Origin of the sequence: Anaerolactibacter massiliensis, from assembly GCF_900290205.1 — a bacterium.
Taxonomy (GTDB): Bacteria; Bacillota_I; Bacilli_A; order Erysipelotrichales; family Erysipelotrichaceae; genus Bulleidia; species Bulleidia intestinalis.
The window spans coordinates 2,132,818-2,155,130 of the sequence record NZ_OLMH01000002.1; the positions used below are offsets into that span (position 1 = coordinate 2,132,818).

A 22,313-nucleotide genomic window follows, 5' to 3' on the forward strand; every position below is an offset into this window, starting at 1 on the left:
AGGTACTCTCATGAAGATTACTGCTTTCGAAGTCCGTCCCGATGAAAAACCATACTTTGAAGAACTCCGCCAAAAAGGAATTGAGATCACTGAACGTCCAGACCGTCTGACCCTGGACGTAATTTCCGAACTAGAGCCAGACAGCGCGGTCTCCATTCTCGGTCAGAGCCTTTGTGATGAAGCGATCTTCCAGGCACTTGCCAGGCAGACAATCTTCTATCTGAGTACGCGTACCATCGGATATAACCATCTGGATCTCACTGCAGCAAAGAAGTATGGCGTTCATACTGCCAATGTCTCATATGCACCAGATGGGGTTGCGGATTATACCATCATGATGATCCTGCTATGTCTGCGCGGATACAAGCAAGCCCTCTGGCGCATGCAGGTCAATGACTTCTCTCTGGATGGATTGATGGGCAGAGAACTCCGGGACCTCACTGTAGGCGTGATCGGAACTGGCAGAATCGGTTCTCAGGTCATCCGGGATCTCTCCGGATTCGGCAGTCATATTCTTGCCTATGACCCACATCCGAAAGCAGGAATCGCAGCCGAATTCGTTCCGCTGGAACGCCTTTATGCAGAATCCGATATTATCACTCTGCACACCGCATTGACTCCAGAAAACTACCACATGATCAATTCCGATACCATTGCTCTCATGAAAGACGGAGTCGTTCTGATCAACTGTGCCAGAGGCGGTCTGATGGACATGAAAGCCCTCATTGAAGGCATTGAGTCCTGCAAGATCGGTGCACTCGGATTAGATACCGTCGAAGACGAAGAAGGCATTGTGCATAAAGACCGCAAGACCGATATCTTCGCAGACCGTGATCTTGCCTATCTCAAGCAGTTCAAGAACGTCGTATATACCCAGCACATGGCTTTCTTTACCGAACAGGCAGTCCGTTCCATGGTATCCTGCGGAGTCATGAGTCTGCTGAATATGGCAGCACATACCCAGATACCTCAGCAGCTTTCCTGAAGATCAGTATGGAATGACTGTTTGCAAAGCTAGGGACCAAGTTGCAGGCAGAGAGTTCTCACATCCTCAAGCAAGAATCATGACAGCGCAGAATTGCGCTGTTTCTTTTCTGTCTGTCCTTGCTGCAATACATACAGAATTCCTGCTGGCGGCAGGTAGGGAGCAGTACCACCGCAAGATCTGAAGGGACACAGAGGATTTTCAATCTTTCCAATCAAAGAAATGGAGGAATTTCCCAATGCCGCGGATACTCATCGCAGACGACGAGTCAGAGATCTGCCAGATGATTCAGAGTTATGCAGCCTTAGATGGTTATGAAACCATCGGTGTTTCTGATGGAGCAGAAGCAGTAGAACTATGCCGGAAACAGGACTTTGATCTGATGATCCTGGATATCATGATGCCGGATATGGACGGCTATACCACCTGCCGGAAGATCAGAAAATTCAAGGATATTCCCGTTCTCATGTTATCGGCAAGAGGAGAAGAATACGGCAGATTATCCGGTTTCGAAACCGGCATTGATGACTGCATAACCAAGCCCTTCTCTCCGAATGAACTGATGGCACGAGTTCATGTGATCATTTCCCGTCACCATTCAGGCTTCTCGGAAAAGAATCGCACACTCAGATTTGGCGGCCTGGAACTCAATCTGCTTGGCCATGATCTCTATATCGATGGAATCAGAACTGCACTCACCACAAAAGAATATGCTCTGCTTGCATACCTAGCAGAAAACAAAGGCCTCATTCTTTCCAGAGAGAATATTCTGAGTACGATCTGGGGATATCAATAATCCACACCATCCGGGGAACCGGCTATAAATTCGAGGACTGAGATCAGCTCAGGCATGAAAGATCCTTCTTCAGAGAAACCACCAGAACTGCATCTGATGCAATCCATGCAATTGGTTCTGTCCATACAATGGCATCCCAGCCAAGGATTCCGATTCCAAAGATAGCCAGCACCAATCTTGCCGCAATCTCCGCAAGCCCGGAGATCATCGGCATCATCGTATTTCCTAATCCCTGCAAAGCAGAACGCATCACATGCAGAAGATACAGGATCGGCAATGTATATGCCAGTATATTCAGCAGCTGGACTGTGAGGCCAATTGCCTCTGATACCGTTTTCTGATCTCCAGTCAGAAACGACGACGCAATCCCTCTTCCGAATACCAGAATAAACAATGAAACCAATGCACTTGTAATCACCGCAATCACCGCAGAACTCTTCAGGCCGCTCCGGATCCGGTCTGTTTTCCCAGCCCCGAAATTCTGGGAGATATACGTTATCAATGCATAGCCATACGCCATTGCCGCAAGCTCTAATAAGCCGAACATCTTATTTATGGCAGAATATGCCGCAATATGTGCCAGATCAAACTCATTCACCCGGCTCTGAACAACCATACCGCCGGCACTGATCAAGAGATTCTGCAGCATCATCGGAATGCTGAGCTTCAATAGTCTCCAATCCAGATCCCCATCCTGACTCCAGTCTTCTTTATGAAGATGCAGACAAGAGATATGCATCATTGCATAGAGATTGATGGACCCGCCGATGGCCTGTGCAATGACCGTCGCTAATGCTGCCCCGGCAATACCCATCACCTTCACCATCACAATATCCAGGAAGATATTGAGCACCGTAGAGACAATCATTGAAATCAGCGGAACCCGTGCATTGCCTAATGCCCTCAGCATCGAAGAAGTATAGTTCAGAAACGTCGTCGCAGACAATCCGAGAAATACCGTAAACAGATACGCATACGCCATATCAAATACATCTGCCGGCGTATTCAGAAACCCAAGTGTCAGTCTCAATGTCGTTACCGCAAGCAACGTCAGCCCGATTGCAGCAACGCAAGTCAGCACAATCGATCTTGCCAGCGTCTTCTGCAGATGATCTTCTTTATGCGCACCGAAATCCTGGCCTGCCTGAATGGCAAACCCCTGAACTAATGCCTGCACGATGGAAACGAACATGAACGTATACCAGTCAGCCGAGCCAAGCGCTGCCAATGCGCCGACTCCCAGCATACGCGAAACAATCATCGAATCCGCGAGAATATACAGCTGATGAAACGCATTGCTGATCATCACGGGAATCGAGAAACGGAATATCAGTTTTGCCGGAGAACCGGTCGTCATATCTGTTACAATAGAAGCCATGGCGTGATAATAATACAACAATGTAAAAAGATCATCAGCTAGGAAAGATTCTGATGATTGCATTATGTTGCTTTCTGTTTCTTCTGAAGCTATCATTCTTGAAAAAAGGAGCCGGCCATGAAATACAGAACACTTGGAAACACCGATCTGAATGCCTCCATCATCGCCCTCGGCACCTGGGGACTAGGGGGCGGCAGCGTATGGGGAGACACAGATATCAGCTCTGCAGACGATCTGCTCAGTGCTGGAGCAGACTGCGGCATCAACTATATCGATACCGCCCCGGTCTATGGGATGGGCAGAAGCGAAGAACTCCTTGGCAAAGCTCTGGCAGGAAGAAGGGACAAATTCCTGCTGCAGACCAAATGTTCCCTCAACTGGCGCAAAGGAGATGGAACCTTCAAATACGCAAGAGACGGCTATACAGTAAACAATAATACCGGCAGAGAAGCCATTCATAAAGACGTTGAAGAATCCCTGCAGAGAATGCATACCGACTACATCGATCTCCTGGTTGTCCACTATGTCAATTCTTCCTGGCCTGCTGCAGAGACCGTCTCTGCATTAGAAGAACTGATCCAGGAAGGAAAGATCCGGGCATATGGCATCTCCAACAGCCAGCCGGATGACCTCGATGCCTACGCTGCTTCAGGCAATCCCGCTCTCGTTCAGGAACAATACAGTCTCTTAGCTCCTTTTCATGGCGAAGCCTATTTCCCTGCCTGCACGAAACATCACACAACCTTCCAGGTCTATGGCGCTCTGGAAGAAGGCTATCTGACCGGACCGGAACATTTAATCAGAACCTATCAGCCAGGAGATATCCGGGCAAGACTGCCATGGAATACAGAGCCATATCAGAAGAACCTGCAGAACCTGTATGACGAAGTCTGGACTCCATTAACCAGAAAGTACAATTGTTCTTATGCCAATCTCTTTGAGGCATGGACACTCAATCAGTACGACAATCTCAGTCTTCTGATCGGATGCCGTCATCCGGAAACCATTCTGGATACTGTATCCTGCCTGAATCTGTCTCTCAAACAAGAAGACTTGCAGTTACTCAGTGAAACCGCTAAACCTGTCCAGGTAAAAGAACTAGATAAATGAAGCAGTAAATCTTTCAGATCTGAACCTTTCCGCTCAGCAGAATCCGGATCGTGAAATAACCTTCTTCATCAGACATTGATAGATATCCATGATGCCGATTAACCACATTGCGGACAGTCATCATTCCATATCCATGACCAGGCCGTTTCGAAGCAGGCATCTGCCCGGAAGAATCCAGAATTTTACCATCGATGGAATTACGGACAGAAATTGCAAATTCTTCTTCATCAGAAGAAATCGAAACCAGGATCTCTTTTCCTGATCCGATATGGTCGATTGCATTGTCCAGAAGATTTGTGAGAAGCATGTATATTTCATCTTCTGAAAGAAGCGGCTCACGGATGATGCTGAGATGGTAAACGACATGAATTCCCTTTGTCATCGCTTTCTGCCGTTCAATATTCAGGATCTGATTCACCGGAGCACTGATGGTTTCTACCGGAATAAACACGTTCTGATTCAGCTCATTCTGAAGATTCTCTGCCTCCACTTTTACTGCAGCAGTACTTCCAGTCCTTACTAAGTTCAGAAGATGCTGAACATCGTGTCTCATCCGAGAAAGTTCCTGCTGAGAAGCGATGTTTTCTTTCATCAGGTCCATCCGATAGCTCATCGCCTGTCTTTCGGAATCTGCATGCATGATTTCTTTTGTTTTGTCGGAAACGTCTTTCCCGGTAAACCCGAGAACCACAATAAATCCAACGACGCAGAGAATCGCAATACCGAGGTGAAATGAATCATAGTGATCCAGATACAGCAGAAACTCCAGCGAATCGATAGCAGCCTTGCAAAGCAGGATCGAGGCAATGATCAGGATTTCATCAAATACCGGAATTTCCAGTTCATTTCCGAGAATGATCCTTGCGGTTAGATACAGCAGCAGAATCTGGAAAACCTTTGTCAGAATGATCATCAGAACATACTGATTTTCAAAGAGCGAAGCATAATCAATTGCCCCGTAAAACAGAAAGGAAACCGCAACCGTCAAAAAGGAATTGACTGCAGCAGTAATCAATTCCGGCATCAGGGAACATGAAATCTTCTGCAGTGAATTTCTTAATTCTCCGATCGAGAGCGTGATAAACCCGATCAGGTAGTTCACCGCAGAATAATAACCTGCTGTCACGCTAAAAGCGTTGATCACTTCAATAAATACAGAGCTTGCCACAAAGCAGAATAAGAATGCCAGCAATTTATTCTTCCTGCACAGGACGGTATAAAAGCATGCATATTCAACTGATTCAATCAAATTTACGATCATAGAATACAGTTCAGTCGATATTCCGAATAACGAGATTTCAATGTTCCGAGTTTCCTGCGGCTAGATTCAAAATGAGAACCATCTTTCATATAGATTGTGCTTCCTGAAATTTTCTCGATCTGAGAAACATTAACGATCACAGAGCTTGAGGCAAACGAAAACAATTCCGCAGGAAGAGTAGATTCCACATTTTTCAATGTATTACGGATCATATATTCTGCACGATCTCTGCAGCGGATCACAACCTGGTTTCCATATACGACCAGACAGGTAATTCTGCTGTAAGGAACCCGTACAGATTCAACAGAAGAATCCACCATCAGTGAATTATTCTCAGAAACCTTCAGAAACTTCTTCAGCCCTTCTGCAAGATCATCCTTCAGATTTGCCTTCCTGATAAAAAAGAATACGTTCAGTGAAAACGATCGAAACACTAAATCCTCATGATTCGAGCAGAAGATCACCCGAGAATTCGGAGCAATCTGATTGATCTCTCGCGCAATTTCAAATCCGCTTCTATCCGGAATATCAATATCGATAATATAGAGATCAGAGAAATCAGAAACCTGAAACGAAACAGGATCCCTGCAGATCTTCGGGACGAATTTCCCTGAATCATCCAGATCACTGATCAGTTCAGAAATCTTCTGGGAATCAGAATCATCATCAATAATGGTAACAGCAAATGGCTACACTCCCTCCCCCCCACAAAACATAGAAATTGAATTGATAGTAAGTATTGTGACAATAGCTCTTGAGAGTTCAGACATTTGGCGAAATTCAGATAAAGAACACGCCACGGAAAGCAAGCCCAAAAAGATAATTAACGATTTCGCCTTATAGAAATTTTGACAGGCAGTCCTTTCTGAAATGCTCTTTCTTTCCAGAGCAAATAGGCCGGCAGATATTCCTATCACAACATTTACAAGCACAAAGATCAATATGATTGTATCTGACATATGAATGCTTGAGAATACCGAATAAAAACAATAGACAGCAGTATACAAAACCATGCATCCCTCAAGAGTTTTAGCATGATAGCCTCCACAGTAGTGTCTTAATAGAGATAACAACACTATGTATAGCAAGCATTTATGAGCATTTGAAAATACGAAGGCCGAAAGAATGCCAACTGGGACAAAATCACACAAGTCACATAGCAGGCAGATAATTCCGTAGTAATAAAGCATTTTTGCATTTCCAGTAAGCGAGGATCGCTCACAAAAATACATTCCAATCACCGACACAAAAGAATACACGACACTAATATATCCTACCGCGTTTTTCTACGCCTTCCAAATATCACGTTATTGCAGCCAAATATCCCGGTTTATTAGACGAAAAAGGGAAAACAACTCATGATACTAATAAAGAAAGGGATCCATTATGCTGTTTACTCGTAGGAGTTTCAGGAATGACTCATTCCAACCATGGTTGGTTTAAACCGCCTTTCACCCCTCCTTTCAACGAAAAATTTCTTGAAGATTTTAAAATATGGCCAATAAAGGAGGCCAGCAAATCATGAAAAAAGTAATCGTCCTTCTCACATCATGCTTCCTCGTTGCCATCGGTTTTCTTGTAAATGTCAATGCTTTAGACAGAACCACTAACATCATAAACTTCAAAATCCCAGCTTCGCAGAAACTTGCAGAATATTGGATTGACGACACCTCTGACGGAACAAGAATTTATGTGACATTAAATCCTAATGGAGATGTACAAGATCAGGTCAATTACTGGGCTGTAGATACCAATGAAAATCAAATCACAAACTATGGTATTGCAACTGAGAATGGAGTAAAAACCTACGTCACTTATTCAGATCATAAAACCACTCGATTCCTCCATAAAGTCTACTTCAAGAGTGCAAAGAAAAACTGGAGTCATTATTACATCAACGGAGTGATGGTCTATTGAAAGAACATATGTCCTCAAGGGGATCCAGGTATAATTCTATGAAACTTAAGCAGACTATTGTTCTTTCAGACAAACTTGTTTTCCTGACTTTCACCGCATTGCTGACAGAAATTGTCTGCATGTACCAGATGAAAGGAACAGCGAATCTCGGCGTATTTGATCTTCTTCCGATGACAACGCTCTTCCAAGGATCTCTGATCGAGAATCTGCTCGCCTGGCTGATCCCACTGCTTGCCGCACTGATCTGCGGCAAGCAATTTAATACATACTATCCAGTTCGCAATTCCATTTTCACACGAGTAAAGCGAAGATCATTTGTTATGAAGCTTGCAAAGTCTGCAGCGATCTCCTCTTTTGCCGGAATTCTCTATTATCACCTCTGCTGCTTGTTCTTCTGTATCCTCATCGGAAAGATTGCAGATCCTTCCATGCCGATGGGAGTATCAATGTATCTGAACTCTTCTGGCGCCCTGCTTCAGAGTTTCTATGAAAGTATGCCCATTCTTTATCTGCTGATGTACTTTCTGCTCAGCAGTATGTATGGCGCAGTATTCGGTTTGATCGGGTTTATTACAAGCTGTCTGATGCGTAACCGCATTGCGGTATTCTTCAGCCCATATGCAGTTATGATGATCAGTTCCATACTCCTTGCAGTTCTTCCACGCGGGTTCGGAATTCTGATCGATTATAATGCCTTCTGTGTCTTGAAGCCCTCTGTTCTGACTTATCTGCCAATTAAGATGCAGATGATGATTGGATTTTCAGCCCCGATCTTCTGGGCTCTGCTTCTGTTCATTCTGATTCGGATAATTACAGGAAAGGACCAGATATGGGAATAATCCTCCTGCATCAGATCAGAAGATACCGGATTTATCTGTATGCATGCATGCTCGTCTTTCTGGTTATGTTCGTATACTGCAACGCAGAAGACATGGAAAGTATCTTCCTGGGACAATATCAGATATACGGATTCCAGATGGTATGTCCCTTTCTGTATCTTGCCGCATGCGCTGAAGAAAGGAGAATCACTCATCTGCAGGGAGTCTGCACACGAGTCAGTGCGAACATAAGAAAGCAGATACAGTTTTCGGGTGAACTGCTGATTCTCGCAGAATTTCTTATGCTGTTTTCGGTACTTCCCGCTTTTCTGAGTGAGCATACTTCTTCTGAGGTGATCTCCTTTCTGGAATACTGTGCACGTTGCCTTCTGTTTATAAGCGGAACCCGACTGATTCTGATTCCTTATGCTGGTTTTGCACGCGCATCGTATCTTTCAGCGGCGATTCAGATCATTCTTTATGCCTGCAATAACTGGATCTTCCGGGGTTCTGTTACCTTTCTGGAAATGAGTTCTGTCAGGATCGTTCAATGGATCATTGTGCTGATCGCGTATTTCTTGTTTGCTATAAACCGGAGGTGGAATGATGAATAGAACGCTGCAAGTTCAGTCTGTTTCAAAAAGCTTCCATGGAATCACAATTCTGGACCATGTCAGCTGGAATCTCGAGGGTGGAAAAGTTTACGGACTGAATGCTCCGAACGGATCCGGCAAATCCGTACTGATGAAATGCATGTGCGGCTTGATGCGGCCAGATTCCGGGAAAACGGAATATAACGGAAAAGAAGTATCTGCTGAAACCATTGATCAGTTTTGCTTCGGAGTTTCCATAGAGAAGCCAGAACTGCTCAATGATCTCAGCGGTCTTGCAAATGTCCGTTATCTAGCTTCGTTCCGTGGTATTGCTAAAGAAAATGAGATTCTGAAATGGTTCCACTTCTTCAGTCTCTATGAAGACCGGAATAAGAAAGCTGGGGCTTATTCACTTGGCATGAAGCAGAAGCTGATGCTGATACAAGCCTTCATGGAAGATCCGGATGTGATTCTTCTGGACGAAGTTACCAGCAGTCTGGATCAAAAGACGAAGCATCTGCTTGCACAGGTTATCGCCCACGAGCGGGAGAATGGAAAAATCCTTGTCATGATTGATCACGACAAAGACGAATTACATGCACTCTGTGATGAAATATGCACGATTGAAGAGAGGAGGTTAGTGAAATGCGGCTGAGCAGACTGCGAACCATTTTCTGCCTGCTTCTCTGTCTAGCTATCGCAATCGGAGCTGGCTTCTTCTTCCGTGGAAAGTTTCCACACGTTTCACAAGACGAACTTGAGGACTTTCACGAAACCTATCTGAGTCCGATAGGAGCGATCCTGTCTTTCGAGGAAAATCAGGGAGAGGATTCAGATACTTTTACAAACGGAACGATCGTTCTGATCCGTGCGCTGGAAAAGCATCAGTATGGAGAAGCGGTCGTCACAAGTGCTGAAGTAGTAAAGGCATACAGCGGTAGGGTTCAGGAAGGATCCAATATTCAAATCAAAGAATCCTACAGCTATTCCTATGGGATAAATTATTCAGAAGGGCTTTATGTTCCGATGCAGATCGGTAGTACTTATCTCGCTGATCTGACGGAATACGGAAATCTGTATCGGATCTCCGGAGACGAATTCGGCATCATTCCGGAAATCATTACGACAACACAAACCCTGAAAGAAGATACGCAGGCAATGGTCTCTCCTTCCGCAGTCATCACCGTATCTGAAGATTTTCAGGCTGGAGATTCTTTTGCCGATACGCTTTCAGGATATATGCATGCAAGATCTGTTATGCTTCAGCGAGCAGAACAGATTCTCTCCGCTTCCTGAATTCATGCTCGCAGGTTTATCAATCCATTGATTAGATTAAATGCATGTTAAAAGGGACTGCACTAAAGTGGTCCCTGTAGAAAGGACAGCACTCTGACAGTGCTGAGGTCCTCCTGCAGGGGCCATTTTTATGGGCAGAAAATCCAGAAAACGCAATCCTAAAACTGATTATGTATTCTTCTCTCCAGAGGAAATCCAGATTCTCCAGGCTAATCCGAATGTGAAATTCATCCGGACGAATCACATCGCATTCACCTATGAGTTCAGATGCCGGATGTATGACTGGTATGTCTCTCATCACGAGATCCGCAAGTTCCTGGAGAACAATGGAATCTCCACGAAAATGATAGGGAACCAAGTGATTAAGAAACTGACTGAGAATTTCAGAAAACATGGTCACCCCACCAATGGAAATGGGCCTTCGATTTCTGTTTCTGCGCCGAAGCTTTCAGAAGAAGAAATCCAGCTGCTCATTGACACCGGAGTATTCGTCAGAGCTCGTGGCGGCATCTCTTTTTCAGATGCGTTCGTTAAAGAAGCGATAAGGAGATATCCTGGCACTGACCTTAGAACGCTTCTGAAGGAGCACGGCATTGATCCGAACCGGATCGGTTATCAGAGAATCCATAGGCTTAAACTCCTTCTGGAAGGAAAATTACCTGTTACGGGTAAATTTTTCCGTTCCGATGAAGTGATTTCTGAACTGAAGAGCTGTTCCTGGGTCAGAACAGTCACCCGGAAAAAACTTTCCCTCCGATCAGAATTCTATGAATGTGCTTATCTGATCAGAGACCTTCCGATTCTGGATGTAATGCAGGTATTTGAGATTCCTGCAGACTTGCTCAGCGCGGGAGAACTGATGCGGATTCGATATAAGCTTCTGCACTGGAAGCCGGATCGTGTTAACAGAAAGGTTCATCTTGCCGCTCTGGATCTCAGCACCGCGAAGAAACTGTGCGAGCTGATGGAGAAGATGGAAGAGAGAAAAATGAGTGAGCTAAGAGAAAGCCTTCGTATTACTTCTCCTGAGACTCTCCGGAAAGTGTGTGATCTCATTCATGATCAGGTGAAAGCCTTCCCTTACGTCAGAGGATTCTCGATCAGCGGTGCGTGCAGAATCCTCGGCTTCAGCCACTCTCGCTTCTATCGTCTGAGATACTATGTTTCCAACGGAAAACAGCGTCAGGATGAGAAAGACATTGAACGGATCAGGAAAGTGATTGAATACCGCGGATATCCGAAAGGAACCCGCATGGTGACCATGATGATGCCGAAGCTGCAGAAGACGGTCATGAACCGCAAGAAAGTTCAGAGGCTGATGAGAAAGGCCGGACTGCTGTGTACGGTCAGAGCACCGAAGAAATCCAGGCAGGCAGCCAGAGAACTGCTTCAGAGGAACCGGAAAGAGAATGTGCTGAAGCGCAGATTTCGTCTTGGGAAACCTTATGAACAGGTCATGACAGATGTCACCTATATCAAAGACTGCCGGGGAAATACTTCCTATTACTCTCCGATCAAAGACAGTGTTTCCGGCCTGATTCTGTCTTCTGCAGTAAGCGATACACAGGATCTGAACCTTACTGATGAGATGCTGAGCGGAATCATGAAAGATCAGGATCAGAATACCGTCTGTTCGACAGGAATGGTATTTCATTCCGATCAGGGGGCACTGTATCTTTCCGATGCGTTTCAGAAGAAGCTGAAGAAGATGGGATTCGTTCAGTCCATGTCACGGCGTGGAAACTGCTGGGATAACGCATCCATGGAATCCTTCTTCGGGCATATGAAAGATGAAGCTGACTTCTCCGATGCCCATGATACGTCTGAGATCCGGCAGAAAATCAATGACTACATTGACTATTACAACTTTGAACGGCCGCAATGGAACCGCGGCAGAAAGACACCGATGGACTTTGCCGTCTATCTGAACAATCTTTCTGAGCAGGAATACCAGGAATACCTTTCCAGGGAACAGGCAAAGTATGACCGCATGATGGCCAGGTCTGCAGAAAAGGCACGGAAGCACGCTGCAGATCTTGGTGCTGTGATACCATCGGAATCATAGAGAGGTAATAGAGATGGGTAAGAAGAAAACGAAGTATTACGAGAAACGCAGTGCCATTCAGGAAATTGCAGAGAAGAACGAATACGTGAAGGACATTCACGGAACGAATCTGATCTACAAGACGGAGTTCTATATCAGGATGTGTCAGCAGATGAACAAAGGAATGACGGGAGTGGAAGCTTATGAATCACTCGGCTTCCCGGTAAAGGAACTGGGTACTGATCGTGCAAACAGTGCTGCCAAGCGTGCCAGAGAGATGGAGAAAGACGGATCGTTCGTTGATCCTTCCAGATTTGACGGGAGTATTCCCCGTGATGAGATGGGAGATCTGACGCCGGAGGAAGAAGCCGCTTATTACAAAGCACGGACAGCTTATCTGGAAGCACTGCTCGAACTGGAAAAAAAAGTACACGAACTATTGGCGGAGACGAATACATCATCGAATCCGAACTGAAGAACCATCAGAAGTTCAGAATGGTGTATTACACTCTTCAGAAGCAGGAGACTCAGCCAGCAGGACATGTTCATCAGTTCTCGGCATCAGATCTGTTCCGGATCTTCGGCTGCAGTTCCAGCGGCTATTACAGCTGGAAGAAACGATTTGAGAATCCTGTGGAAACGAAAACGCAGAAAGAAGACCGGGAGATCAAGGAGAAGATGATCTCAATCATCCATAAGCACTGCGGAATTCCCGGAGCGCGGACCTTCCGTACTTACCTGTGGCGTGATTACGATCTCAGGGTGAGCAGAAAACGGATCACCAGACTGATGAAAGAAATGCGCATTACCGCATATGTCCCTCATAAAGATGCCTATAAGGGACAGGCAACTCATTTCCATCCATGTGATGCCAAGCAGAACTATGTCGATCGTGACTTCGGTGACAGCCCGCGGAAAGTGATCCTGACAGACATTACCTATCTCTACTATGGAAGTAATCGCGAGCTCTGCTATCTGTGTGCGTTCAAGGATGGATTCACGAGGGAAATCCTGGGATCAGCAGTAAGCAGGCATATGGATGTCTCTCTGGTTACAGAAGCCTATCACCGTATGATGGACCAGCATCGCAGCGAACTGAATCATCCGGACGCTCTGATTCATTCCGATCAGGGGAGTCAGTACCTGTCCGTTACCTTTCAGAAGCTGCTCGAAGATGACGGCTTCGTGCAGTCCATGTCCAGGCGAGGGAACAGCCAGGACAACGCACCGATGGAATCCTTCTTCGGAAGAATGAAGTGCCAGCTTCTGAAGCTGATCGAGATGTGTCCGGACTATCAGACAGTCAGAGATCTGATTGCAGGCTATATGCACCACTACAATGAGAAAGCTTATCAGTATGATCTTGCCGGTCTTACTCCTGCGGAGTTCTATCAGTACAAGACTACAGGAGTCTATCCATTAGATAACTACTACGGTATCGCAGGAGATCGGATGAGGCCGGTTGAAAGCCTGGTAGAGGATCATCTGAACTATCTGAAGAAGAAGCGGGAAGAAAACGTTCAGAAGAAGAAGGAAGCAGAAAAGAAGCTCCTTCCGATGCACATCATTGCGACAGATCAGAAGAAGCTGAAGAAAGAAATTCAGAAACTGAATACGCTCATTGAAGACTCCAATGAGGAAATCAGAGAACTGGAAGCACTTCTGGAGCGAGTGAGAGCAGCAGGAAAAGCTTACGAAACAGCAGATGAAGAACTGAAGAAGAAGCTTGAGAATCCGCAGGAATGGAAGAACACACCGCCATTTGACTACGTCACAGAAATGGACGCTCTTTACTGATACAGGCACAGAAAGAATAGAGCAGCTTACTTCCCCTGGCCAGAAGATGTTTTCGTCATGCGCAGAATGAATCATCCGAGCACTGATGATCCGGAAACATCTCTCTGAAACCTGCTGAATACAGAAAGAAGACAGCTATGATTCAGCTGTCTTCCGTCTTGATCAATGCATGTGACCCTCAGAAACCCGAACTGTCAGAAAACTGTCCTTGACAACGGGGCCACTTTACACTGTCCCTTTTCTCTGTTATTCTGCTGTGCTTGCATAGGTGGCTGTCCGATGGAATAGCCATAACCAGACTTCAGCGTCTCATCATAGCATCCTGCAGCACCTTCTCCGATGCCTGCTGCAGAGAAGAATTCCTTCAGTTCTTCATCCGTCAGATCATCTCCCGCTGGCATCTCTGCAAAGATATTCTGACGAGCTTCTGCGGAAGCTGTACCGATATGATAGCCGGAATCTCCAGCTTCTGAATCAACTGCTTCCTCAGACCACGGATAGGATTCTGCCATGCGTGCTTCATAAGCACCTTCACCTTCCGCATAGCTGCAGGTGCTCGTATCATCTTCCGGATCTGATGCTGCGAAAGCCGGGACTGCAGACACAGACGCAATTGCGCCAGCAGCCAGGATGGAACCGATCAATGCCGTTCTCTTCATGGTGTCTGCACTCTCTTTCCTGAAGCATTGCCATCTTAGCTGGGCAAGGCGGAATGTTTCCGGAAGGGATCAGGAATCCCTGTGGAAAAAGAAAAAGCTATCAGGTCCTTATCGGGTTTCCTGACAGCCTCTGTAAGGACTCAGCGGAAGTAATCCACTGCTCCTCTGAAAATCATGTCCTGGAACTTCAGATCCGGAATGTTGCGGTACAGATTATCCCCGCTGCGTTCCGAATGTCCCATCTTGCCGAAGATTCTTCCATCCGGAGAGGTGATGCCCTCAATTGCCATGACCGAATGATTCGGGTTGAAGCGGATATTCTCCGTCGGATTGCCATTGAGATCTACATACTGTTCGGCAATCTGACCATTCTCGATCATCTGCTTCAGCACTGCTTCTTCTGCTGCGAAGCGGCCTTCGCCATGACTGATTGCGACGGTGGAAATTTCTCCGACCTTCGCATATCTGAGCCACGGAGACTTATTGGAAGCCACTCTCGTTCTCACCAGCATGGACTGATGTCGGCCGATGGAATTGAAGGTCAGAGTCGGGCAGTCCGCATCCATGTCCATGATCTTTCCATACGGCACAAGACCAAGCTTCACCAATGCCTGGAAGCCATTGCAGATGCCGCACATCAGTCCTTCCCGTTCATCGAGAAGCTTCGTGACTTCTTTGCGGATCTTCGGATTGCGGAAGAAGGAGGTGATGAACTTGCCGGATCCATCCGGTTCATCACCGCCGGAGAAACCACCCGGCAAGGCAATGATCTGACTCTTTGCGATGGATGCCGCAAAGCGGTCCACGCTGTCTTCGATCTCTTCCGGCGTACGGTTGCGGATCACGAAGATTTCCGGATCAGCACCATATTTCTCAAATGCTCTGGCGGTATCCCATTCGCAGTTCGTTCCCGGGAATACCGGAATCAGCACATGCGGATGCTCGCACGTATAGCTTGCGTGCATCGGCTTTTCTGCCTGATAGGAAACTGCCTGCACAGCAGTATCATCACTCGGTGAAAGATACGGGAATACCGGCTGCAGCTTCTCTTCCCAGAGCTTCTGCAGTTCTTCCATATCAAGGGTCTCGCCATGGAATGAGAACTCATACGCCTCCGTGGTTGCCGCAATCAGTCTTGCGTCACTGGGCATGTTCGCTTCTTCGGAAGTTTCGATCAGGAACGCGCCGGCATGCTTGGAAAACAGCTCGTCTTCCGATACCGAATCAGAAATCTTCACGCCGATCCGGTTGCCGAGGCCCATCTTGAATAAGCCCTCAGCCATGCCGCCGCGCTCGCATGCCCAGACAGATAATGCGTCTCCGGATCTTACGATCTGCTCGACCTCCGTGAAGACTTTTCTGACATTTCCGAACTCTGGAAGATCATTCTCATCATAATCCGGCTGCACCAGCCATACCTGATGGCCAGCCCGCTTGAACTCATCCGAGATCACACGGCCCGCATCTGCAGTGCTGACCGCAAAGCTGACCAGAGTAGGCGGAACATCAATATGCTCGAAGGTTCCGGACATCGAATCCTTGCCGCCGATTGCCGCAATGCCAAGCTCCATCTGTGCCTTCAGCGCACCAAGCAGTGCCGACATCGGTCTGCCCCAGCGCTTCGGATCTGAACTGGTATGACCGAAGAATTCCTGGAACGTCAGCCAGCAATGATCCATACTGCCGCCGGCTGCCAGCACTTTGGCAACTGAGGTGATGACTGCTTCTTCTGCCCCCTTATACGGAGAAGCCGCAGAAACATACGGATCAAAGCCCCAGCCCATCAGAGAAGCCGTATTCGTCGTCCCGTTCAGAACCGGAAGCTTGCAGGCCATTGCCTGCTCTGGCGTCAGCTGTCTTCTGCCGCCATACGGCATCAGCACCGTTCCGGCCCCGATCGTGGAATCAAAGCGTTCCGCTAATCCCTTTTCAGAACATACGTTGAGATCGCTGACAAGCTTCTTCATATGTTCTGCAAACGGGCGGTCTCTTCCATCATCAGATGCTCTTTCCGGCATATCGATCTCTGCATCGGCATAGCGCTTGGCGCCATTGGTATCCAGGAATGCTCTGGAAAGATTCACGATCGTACTGCCATTCAATTCCATGACCAGACGCGGATCTTCTGTTACCTCAGCCACAACCGTGGACTCCAGGTTCTCTGCATCTGCTAGCTTCCGGAACTGTTCTGCATCTGCAGCCGAGGTCACGACGGCCATGCGCTCCTGAGACTCGGAGATTGCAAGTTCCGTGCCATCGAGGCCTTCATACTTCTTCGGAACCTTGCCAAGATCAATATGCAGACCAGGAGCCAGTTCGCCGATCGCGACACTGACCCCGCCGGCTCCGAAATCATTGCAGCGCTTGATCAGGCGGGTCGCTTCCGGATTGCGGAACAGTCTCTGCAGCTTGCGCTCTTCCGGTGCGTTTCCCTTCTGGACTTCCGCTCCGCAGGTTTCGAGCGATTCCATCGTATGCGACTTCGAAGAACCGGTTGCACCGCCGCATCCATCTCTTCCGGTTCTTCCGCCGAGCAGAATCACGACATCGCCAGGCTGCGGACGTTCTCTGACCACATTCTCTTCCGGAGCCGCGCCGATGACCGCACCAATCTCCATGCGCTTGGCCACATAGTCCGGATGATAGATCTCATGAACATGACCAGTCGCCAGTCCGATCTGGTTGCCGTAGGAACTGTAGCCCTGAGCAGCTGTGACCGTCAGCTTGCGCTGCGGAAGCTTGCCCTTCAGGGTATCCTCAATCGGCACAAGCGGATCGGCTGCACCGGTGATGCGCATTGCCTGATAGACATACGAACGGCCGGACAGCGGATCGCGGATCGCTCCGCCAAGGCAGGTTGCTGCTCCGCCGAATGGTTCGATCTCAGTCGGATGATTATGTGTCTCATTCTTGAACATCAGAAGCCATGGCTCATCTCTGCCATCGACATCGACATGAATCTTCACGGAACAGGCATTGATCTCTTCGGATTCATCGAGATCCTTCAGCTTCCCGCTCTGCTTCAGCGCCTTGGCGCCGATGGTCGCAAGATCCATGAGCGTGATCGGCTTCGCGGTTCTTCCGGCATATACCTTTTCTCTTAATTCGAGATAGTCTTCATAAGTCTTGCGGATATAGTCCGGTTCGATCTTCACGTCTTTCAGAATCGTATTGAACGTTGTGTGACGGCAGTGATCGGACCAGTACGTATCAATGACCCGTACTTCGGTGATGGTCGGATCACGCTTCTCTTCATTCCGGAAATAGTCCTGCAGAAACTCCAGGTCCGCGAGATCCATGGCCAGTCCCTTCTCATCATGGAACTTCTGCCGATCTGCTTCATTCATTTCCGTGAAGCCATGCAGCACCTCCGGTGCCGGCGGCTCCGGATAGGTTCTGCGGATCGTCTCTGGCTTTGCAAGCGAAGCTTCTCTTGCCTCAACCGGGTTGATCAGGGTCTCACGGATTTTTTCTCTGTCTTCTTCAGAAAGACTGCCCTGGATGTAATAAACCCGGGCAGTACGTACTTCCGGTCTGCCTTTGCACGTGCTTAACTGAATGCACTGCGAAGCGCTGTCGGCGCGCTGATCGAATTGGCCAGGCAGATATTCCACGGCCAGCACCCATTCGTCTGCAGCAGGCTCTGGAGCAGTCTCTTCATAGAGCACATCGACCTGAGGCTCTGAAAGAATCGTGCGTTCTGCCTGCCGGTAATCCGCTTCTTCGATCGACTCGAGATCATAGCGATTCAGAATGCGCACGCCGCAGACATCGCCATTGCGGATCACAGTCTGAAGATTGCGGAGCACGCCTTCTGCTTCTACCGCAAACGGAGGTTTCTTTTCTACAAAGCAGCGATATACCGTCATCTGTATCTCCCTTCCAGTGCCTTCTTTCCGATATCAGTCCGGTGATGCTCTCCTTCAAACGAGATATCGCTCACCGCTTCATAAGCCTTCTGCAGTGCCTCTTCGAGCGTCGGAGCTTCGGCCTCGATGCCGAGCACCCGGCCGCCATTGGTATGATAGCCATCTTCTTTCTTCACGGTTCCGGAATGATAGACATAGACGCCCGGATGCTGGCCATGCTCATCGAGCCCGTGGATCAGATAGCCCTTCCGATAGCTCAGCGGATATCCGCCCGAAGCTTCCATGATGCACGCCGCACACTGATCCGACCATTCGATCTCCAGATTTCCCAGTGTCTCATTCTCACATGCCAGCATGATCTCAAGCAGATCGCTCTTCAATAACGGAAGCACGACCTGAGTCTCGGGATCTCCGAACCGGCTGTTGTATTCGATGACCTTCGGACCATCTTTCGTTAACATCAGCCCGAAGTACAATACCCCGCGGAACGTCCTTCCCTCCGCATTCATCGCATGCATGGTCGGCAGGAAGATCTCGTTCATGCAGCGATCCGCGATCTCCTTCGTATAGAACGGAGACGGCGCAATCGTGCCCATGCCGCCGGTATTCAGACCCTGATCATTGTCATCAGCCCGCTTATGATCCATCGAAGAAACCATCGGCCGCATGACTTTTCCATCCGTGAAGGCCAGCACCGATACTTCCGGTCCTTCCAGGAATTCTTCGATTACAATCTCATTGCCAGCTGCTCCGAATGCTTTATCGACCATAAGCTCTTTCACAGCCGCTTCCGCTTCTTGGGCATTCTGTGCGATCAGAACACCTTTGCCCAGTGCGAGACCATCAGCCTTCAGCACTGCCGGATACGTATTCTGTTCCTTCAGATAGGCAAGCGCTGCTTCCGGATCCGAGAACACTTCATACGCTGCCGTCGGAATGCCGTACTTCTTCATGAGTCCTTTGGCAAATACTTTGGATGCTTCAATCTCAGCCGCTTTCTGAACCGGACCGAATGCCTTGATTCCTGCTGCTTCCAGCGCATCCACCATGCCGAGGGCCAGCGGATCATCCGGCGTCACACAGACAAAATCAACATGGTTCTGAACTGCGAATTCAGTGATTCCTCTGACATCATCAGCCTTGAGATTCACGCACTCGGCAAGATCTGCGATGCCGCCATTGCCAGGGGCACAGAAGAGTTTCTCAATCGAAGGATTTTCCTTCAGCTTGCGGATCACCGCATGTTCACGGCCTCCGCCTCCGATTACCAGTACCTTCATTGTCCTTCCCTCAATCAATGATGGAACAGACGGATGCCGGTGAATGCCATGACCATGCCATAGCGGTCAGCCGCTTCAATGACATTGTCATCCCGGATGGAACCGCCTGGTTCTGCGACATACGTGACACCGCTCTTATGCGCCCGCTCAATATTATCCCCGAACGGGAAGAATGCATCGCTGCCCAGCGATACCCCGCTCTGCGCATTCAGCCATGCCCGTTTCTCTTCGGCAGTGAAGACAGCCGGCTTCTCTGTCCAGTAATACTGCCAGACGCCATCTCTCAGCACATCTTCCTGCTCGCTGCCGATATACACATCGATCGCATTATCCCGATCCGGTCTGCGGATTTCTTCCTTCCATGGCAGATTCAGCACCTGCGGTGCCTGCCGCAGGAACCAGTGATCAGCCTTGTCACCGGCTAATCTCACACAATGAACTCTGCTCTGCTGACCAGCCCCGACTCCGATCACCTGGCCATGATAGGCATATGCGACGCTGTTGGACTGCGTATACTTCAGGGCAATCATCGAGATGAGCAGATCCCGCTTCGCATCTTCTGGCAGATTCTTGTTCTTTGTGACGATATTGCCGAAGATCGAATTGTCTAAGACCACTTCATTTCTGCCCTGCTCGAACGTGATGCCGAATACCTGCTTGCGCTCGATCGGTTCAGGAACGTAGGAAGGATCAATCTGGATGACGTTATAGTTTCCCTTCTTCTTATGAGAAAGAATCTCCAGGGCTTCATCCGAATAGCCTGGTGCAATGATACCGTCTGAAACCTCATGCTGTAAGGCCAGAGCCGTTTCCTTGTCACACGGATCCGAAAGTGCCGCAAAGTCTCCGTAGGAGCTCATGCGGTCTGCTCCTCTTGCCCGGATATACGCACAGGCAAGCGGCGAAACGTCCAGATCTTCTGCAAAATAAATTTTCCGCTCCACTTCAGAAAGCGGCAGACCGATGGCTGCACCAGCCGGGCTGACATGCTTGAAGGAAGCAGCTGCCGGCATGCCAGTCGCCTGCTTGAGTTCTCTGACCAGCTGCCAGCTGTTCAGCGCATCCAGAAAGTTGATATAGCCAGGTTTCCCGTTCAGTACTTTCACCGGCAGATCACTGCCATCAGCCATGAAGATGCGGGCAGGTTTCTGATTCGGGTTGCACCCGTACTTCAGCTGAATCTCGTTTGCCATCTTACTTCTCCTCCTCATTCCTGTTGAAGATCTTCGTCTCTGTCTCCCCTGTTTCAATCGTAATCTGACGCGTGAAGAGACTGACCTTGTTATCCGGATTCAATGCTTCCCAGAGATGCTGGCTGAACTGATCAAACGGTTCATGCACCATCTCCCAGCGGACTGGCTCTCCTCTAAACGAAGGAATCGGACTGCCATTATGCGCATACGTATGAATGATGCGTCCGAAGCCAGGCTGCTCTTCGGAATAATCGAAGAACTGACGCAGCGTCGATGCAGGATTTCCTTCATCGCTCTTCAGGATCGACATCCGGTAGGAACTGCCCTTGACGAGGGCGGAAATGCGCGGTGTATAGTTCGGTCCATCTGGTTCAAATGTTCTCGTGAATAAAGCATCTTCGAAGGTCTTTCCTTCTTCGAGGGCCTGATAGATCGTATCGGTCTGATCGCCATTGGTCACGATCGTCTGATCCCGGAATACTCTTACCGGGGCATAGATGATCAGGCTCGGATCTTCCATCTTCGAAGGATCAAACGCCTGGGTCCGGATCCCGTCATCATCCGTCACGAACACGCGGTTGCGGCTGTTCGAGCTTCTGCCCATGATGAAATATCCGATGCGCATGCGCTTTCCGCAAGGGGTACGCCCGATGACGATGCCTCTGCCCGGATAATCAATTCCCCTGAGATAAGAAAACAGATCTTCAGCCATGATTTTTCTCCTTCTCCAGCTCTTCGCTGACCATCTTCACTGCTTCCGGCAGAATCTGCCATTCTGCCTCTTCCATCACTCTTTGCTGCAGCACTTCCGGCGTATCGCCAGGCAATACGTTCACCGGCTTCTGCAGCAGAATCTCGCCGCCATCGGTGATCTCATTGACATAATGCACGGTAGCACCCGTCACCTTTACGCCTCTTGCCAGGGCTGCTTCATGAACCTTCAGGCCATAGAAGCCCTTGCCGCAGAACGAAGGAATCAGCGACGGATGAATATTCAGAATCCGTTTCGGATAGGCATCAATGAGCGGCTTCCCGACCATGCTGAGATACCCGGCCAGCACAATCAGCTCAATCTGATTCTCTTTCATGCATGCAAGGACGGCCTGATCAAAATCCTCTGTACTTGCAAAGCTCTTCCGGGAAATCACTTTCGTCTTCACGCCAGCTGCTTCGGCCCGCTTCAGGGCATACGCATCGCCCCGGCTCGCCACGGTCAGAACAATCTTCCCGGCCGGAATCTTTCCAGCCGCTTCGGCATCAAGCAATGCCTGCAGATTCGTTCCGCCACCGGAAACCATCACTGCAATCCGGATCATC

20 protein-coding genes are annotated in these 22,313 nt (G+C 48.5%); 10 read left to right on the forward strand and 10 right to left on the reverse strand.

Annotated elements, in window-relative coordinates:
* The first annotated feature begins 10 nt into the window (after nt 1-10).
* The gene (locus C7E00_RS13715; protein WP_105304790.1) at nt 11-985 is read left to right on the forward strand and encodes a D-isomer specific 2-hydroxyacid dehydrogenase family protein; all 975 of its coding nucleotides are present in this window, start codon (nt 11-13) and stop codon (nt 983-985) included.
* A gap of 238 nt (nt 986-1,223) precedes the next feature.
* Nucleotides 1,224-1,781, forward strand: coding sequence for a response regulator transcription factor (locus tag C7E00_RS13720; protein ID WP_105304791.1), 558 nt, complete (start codon nt 1,224-1,226; stop codon nt 1,779-1,781).
* A 43-nt stretch (nt 1,782-1,824) separates the two neighbouring features.
* Here C7E00_RS13720 and C7E00_RS13725 read toward each other — a convergent pair whose 3' ends face one another.
* Nucleotides 1,825-3,159 carry an MATE family efflux transporter gene (locus tag C7E00_RS13725; protein WP_167836611.1) on the reverse strand — a complete coding sequence of 445 codons (1,335 nt, stop codon included), beginning with the start codon at nt 3,157-3,159 and terminating at the stop codon, nt 1,825-1,827.
* A gap of 117 nt (nt 3,160-3,276) precedes the next feature.
* Between C7E00_RS13725 and C7E00_RS13730 the strand changes: the two genes are divergently transcribed.
* On the forward strand, nt 3,277-4,269 hold the full coding sequence (locus tag C7E00_RS13730) for an aldo/keto reductase (protein ID WP_105304793.1): 993 nt from the start codon (nt 3,277-3,279) through the stop codon (nt 4,267-4,269).
* 13 nt (nt 4,270-4,282) lie between these two features.
* On the opposite strand, the gene C7E00_RS13735 is transcribed toward C7E00_RS13730, so the two are convergent.
* The 3 genes from C7E00_RS13735 to C7E00_RS16800 all read right to left on the reverse strand — a co-directional run bounded on the left by C7E00_RS13735 (nt 4,283) and on the right by C7E00_RS16800 (nt 6,762).
* Nucleotides 4,283-5,461 carry a sensor histidine kinase gene (locus tag C7E00_RS13735; protein ID WP_167836612.1) on the reverse strand — a complete coding sequence of 393 codons (1,179 nt, stop codon included), beginning with the start codon at nt 5,459-5,461 and terminating at the stop codon, nt 4,283-4,285.
* Nucleotides 5,462-5,526: 65 nt separating this feature from the next.
* A complete protein-coding gene (locus C7E00_RS16795) occupies nt 5,527-6,204 on the reverse strand; it encodes a response regulator transcription factor (protein ID WP_420808623.1) in 678 nt (225 codons plus the stop codon).
* Between the two features lie 15 nt (nt 6,205-6,219).
* On the reverse strand, nt 6,220-6,762 hold the full coding sequence (locus C7E00_RS16800) for an accessory gene regulator B family protein (protein WP_105304796.1): 543 nt from the start codon (nt 6,760-6,762) through the stop codon (nt 6,220-6,222).
* A 289-nt stretch (nt 6,763-7,051) separates the two neighbouring features.
* On the opposite strand from C7E00_RS16800, the gene C7E00_RS13750 reads away from it, so the two are divergent.
* From C7E00_RS13750 to C7E00_RS13785, 7 genes are all read left to right on the forward strand, one after another.
* Nucleotides 7,052-7,447: a hypothetical protein gene (locus tag C7E00_RS13750; protein WP_135358238.1), complete on the forward strand. Its 396-nt coding sequence runs from the start codon at nt 7,052-7,054 to the stop codon at nt 7,445-7,447.
* A gap of 38 nt (nt 7,448-7,485) precedes the next feature.
* On the forward strand, nt 7,486-8,286 hold the full coding sequence (locus tag C7E00_RS13755; protein WP_105304798.1) for a hypothetical protein: 801 nt from the start codon (nt 7,486-7,488) through the stop codon (nt 8,284-8,286).
* Between the two features lie 582 nt (nt 8,287-8,868).
* Entirely contained in the window at nt 8,869-9,513 is a 645-nt protein-coding gene (locus C7E00_RS13765) for an ATP-binding cassette domain-containing protein (protein WP_105304800.1), read from the forward strand.
* Nucleotides 9,504-10,154: a hypothetical protein gene (locus C7E00_RS13770; protein WP_105304801.1), complete on the forward strand. Its 651-nt coding sequence runs from the start codon at nt 9,504-9,506 to the stop codon at nt 10,152-10,154. Before C7E00_RS13765 ends, C7E00_RS13770 begins: the two co-directional genes overlap by 10 nt.
* 130 nt (nt 10,155-10,284) lie before the next feature.
* On the forward strand, nt 10,285-12,219 hold the full coding sequence (locus tag C7E00_RS13775) for an IS3 family transposase (protein WP_105302474.1): 1,935 nt from the start codon (nt 10,285-10,287) through the stop codon (nt 12,217-12,219).
* Between the two features lie 13 nt (nt 12,220-12,232).
* Nucleotides 12,233-12,673 (forward strand): hypothetical protein, encoded by a 441-nt coding sequence (locus C7E00_RS13780; protein ID WP_105302473.1) that lies wholly within the window; start codon nt 12,233-12,235, stop codon nt 12,671-12,673.
* Nucleotides 12,674-12,693: 20 nt separating this feature from the next.
* Nucleotides 12,694-13,995 (forward strand): IS3 family transposase, encoded by a 1,302-nt coding sequence (locus C7E00_RS13785; protein ID WP_105302472.1) that lies wholly within the window; start codon nt 12,694-12,696, stop codon nt 13,993-13,995.
* 194 nt (nt 13,996-14,189) lie between these two features.
* Here the strand turns inward: C7E00_RS13785 and C7E00_RS13790 are convergent, their stop codons facing one another.
* The 6 genes from C7E00_RS13790 to purN form a co-directional block, all read right to left on the reverse strand.
* Complete coding sequence (locus C7E00_RS13790) at nt 14,190-14,654, reverse strand: hypothetical protein (protein ID WP_105304802.1); 465 nt, start codon at nt 14,652-14,654, stop codon at nt 14,190-14,192.
* A 140-nt stretch (nt 14,655-14,794) separates the two neighbouring features.
* Nucleotides 14,795-18,523, reverse strand: a complete 3,729-nt coding sequence (locus C7E00_RS13795; RefSeq protein ID WP_105304803.1) for a phosphoribosylformylglycinamidine synthase — start codon at nt 18,521-18,523, stop codon at nt 14,795-14,797.
* A complete protein-coding gene (gene purD, locus C7E00_RS13800; RefSeq protein WP_105304804.1) occupies nt 18,520-19,803 on the reverse strand; it encodes a phosphoribosylamine--glycine ligase in 1,284 nt (427 codons plus the stop codon). The genes C7E00_RS13795 and purD overlap by 4 nt, the downstream gene beginning before the upstream one ends.
* Before the next feature lie 14 nt (nt 19,804-19,817).
* Nucleotides 19,818-20,996, reverse strand: coding sequence for a phosphoribosylaminoimidazolecarboxamide formyltransferase (locus C7E00_RS13805; RefSeq protein WP_105304805.1), 1,179 nt, complete (start codon nt 20,994-20,996; stop codon nt 19,818-19,820).
* Between the two features lies 1 nt (nt 20,997).
* Nucleotides 20,998-21,708, reverse strand: a complete 711-nt coding sequence (locus C7E00_RS13810) for an IMP cyclohydrolase (RefSeq protein ID WP_105304806.1) — start codon at nt 21,706-21,708, stop codon at nt 20,998-21,000.
* Entirely contained in the window at nt 21,701-22,312 is a 612-nt protein-coding gene (purN, locus tag C7E00_RS13815) for a phosphoribosylglycinamide formyltransferase (RefSeq protein WP_105304807.1), read from the reverse strand. Before purN ends, C7E00_RS13810 begins: the two co-directional genes overlap by 8 nt.
* Nucleotide 22,313: the final 1 nt, after the last annotated feature.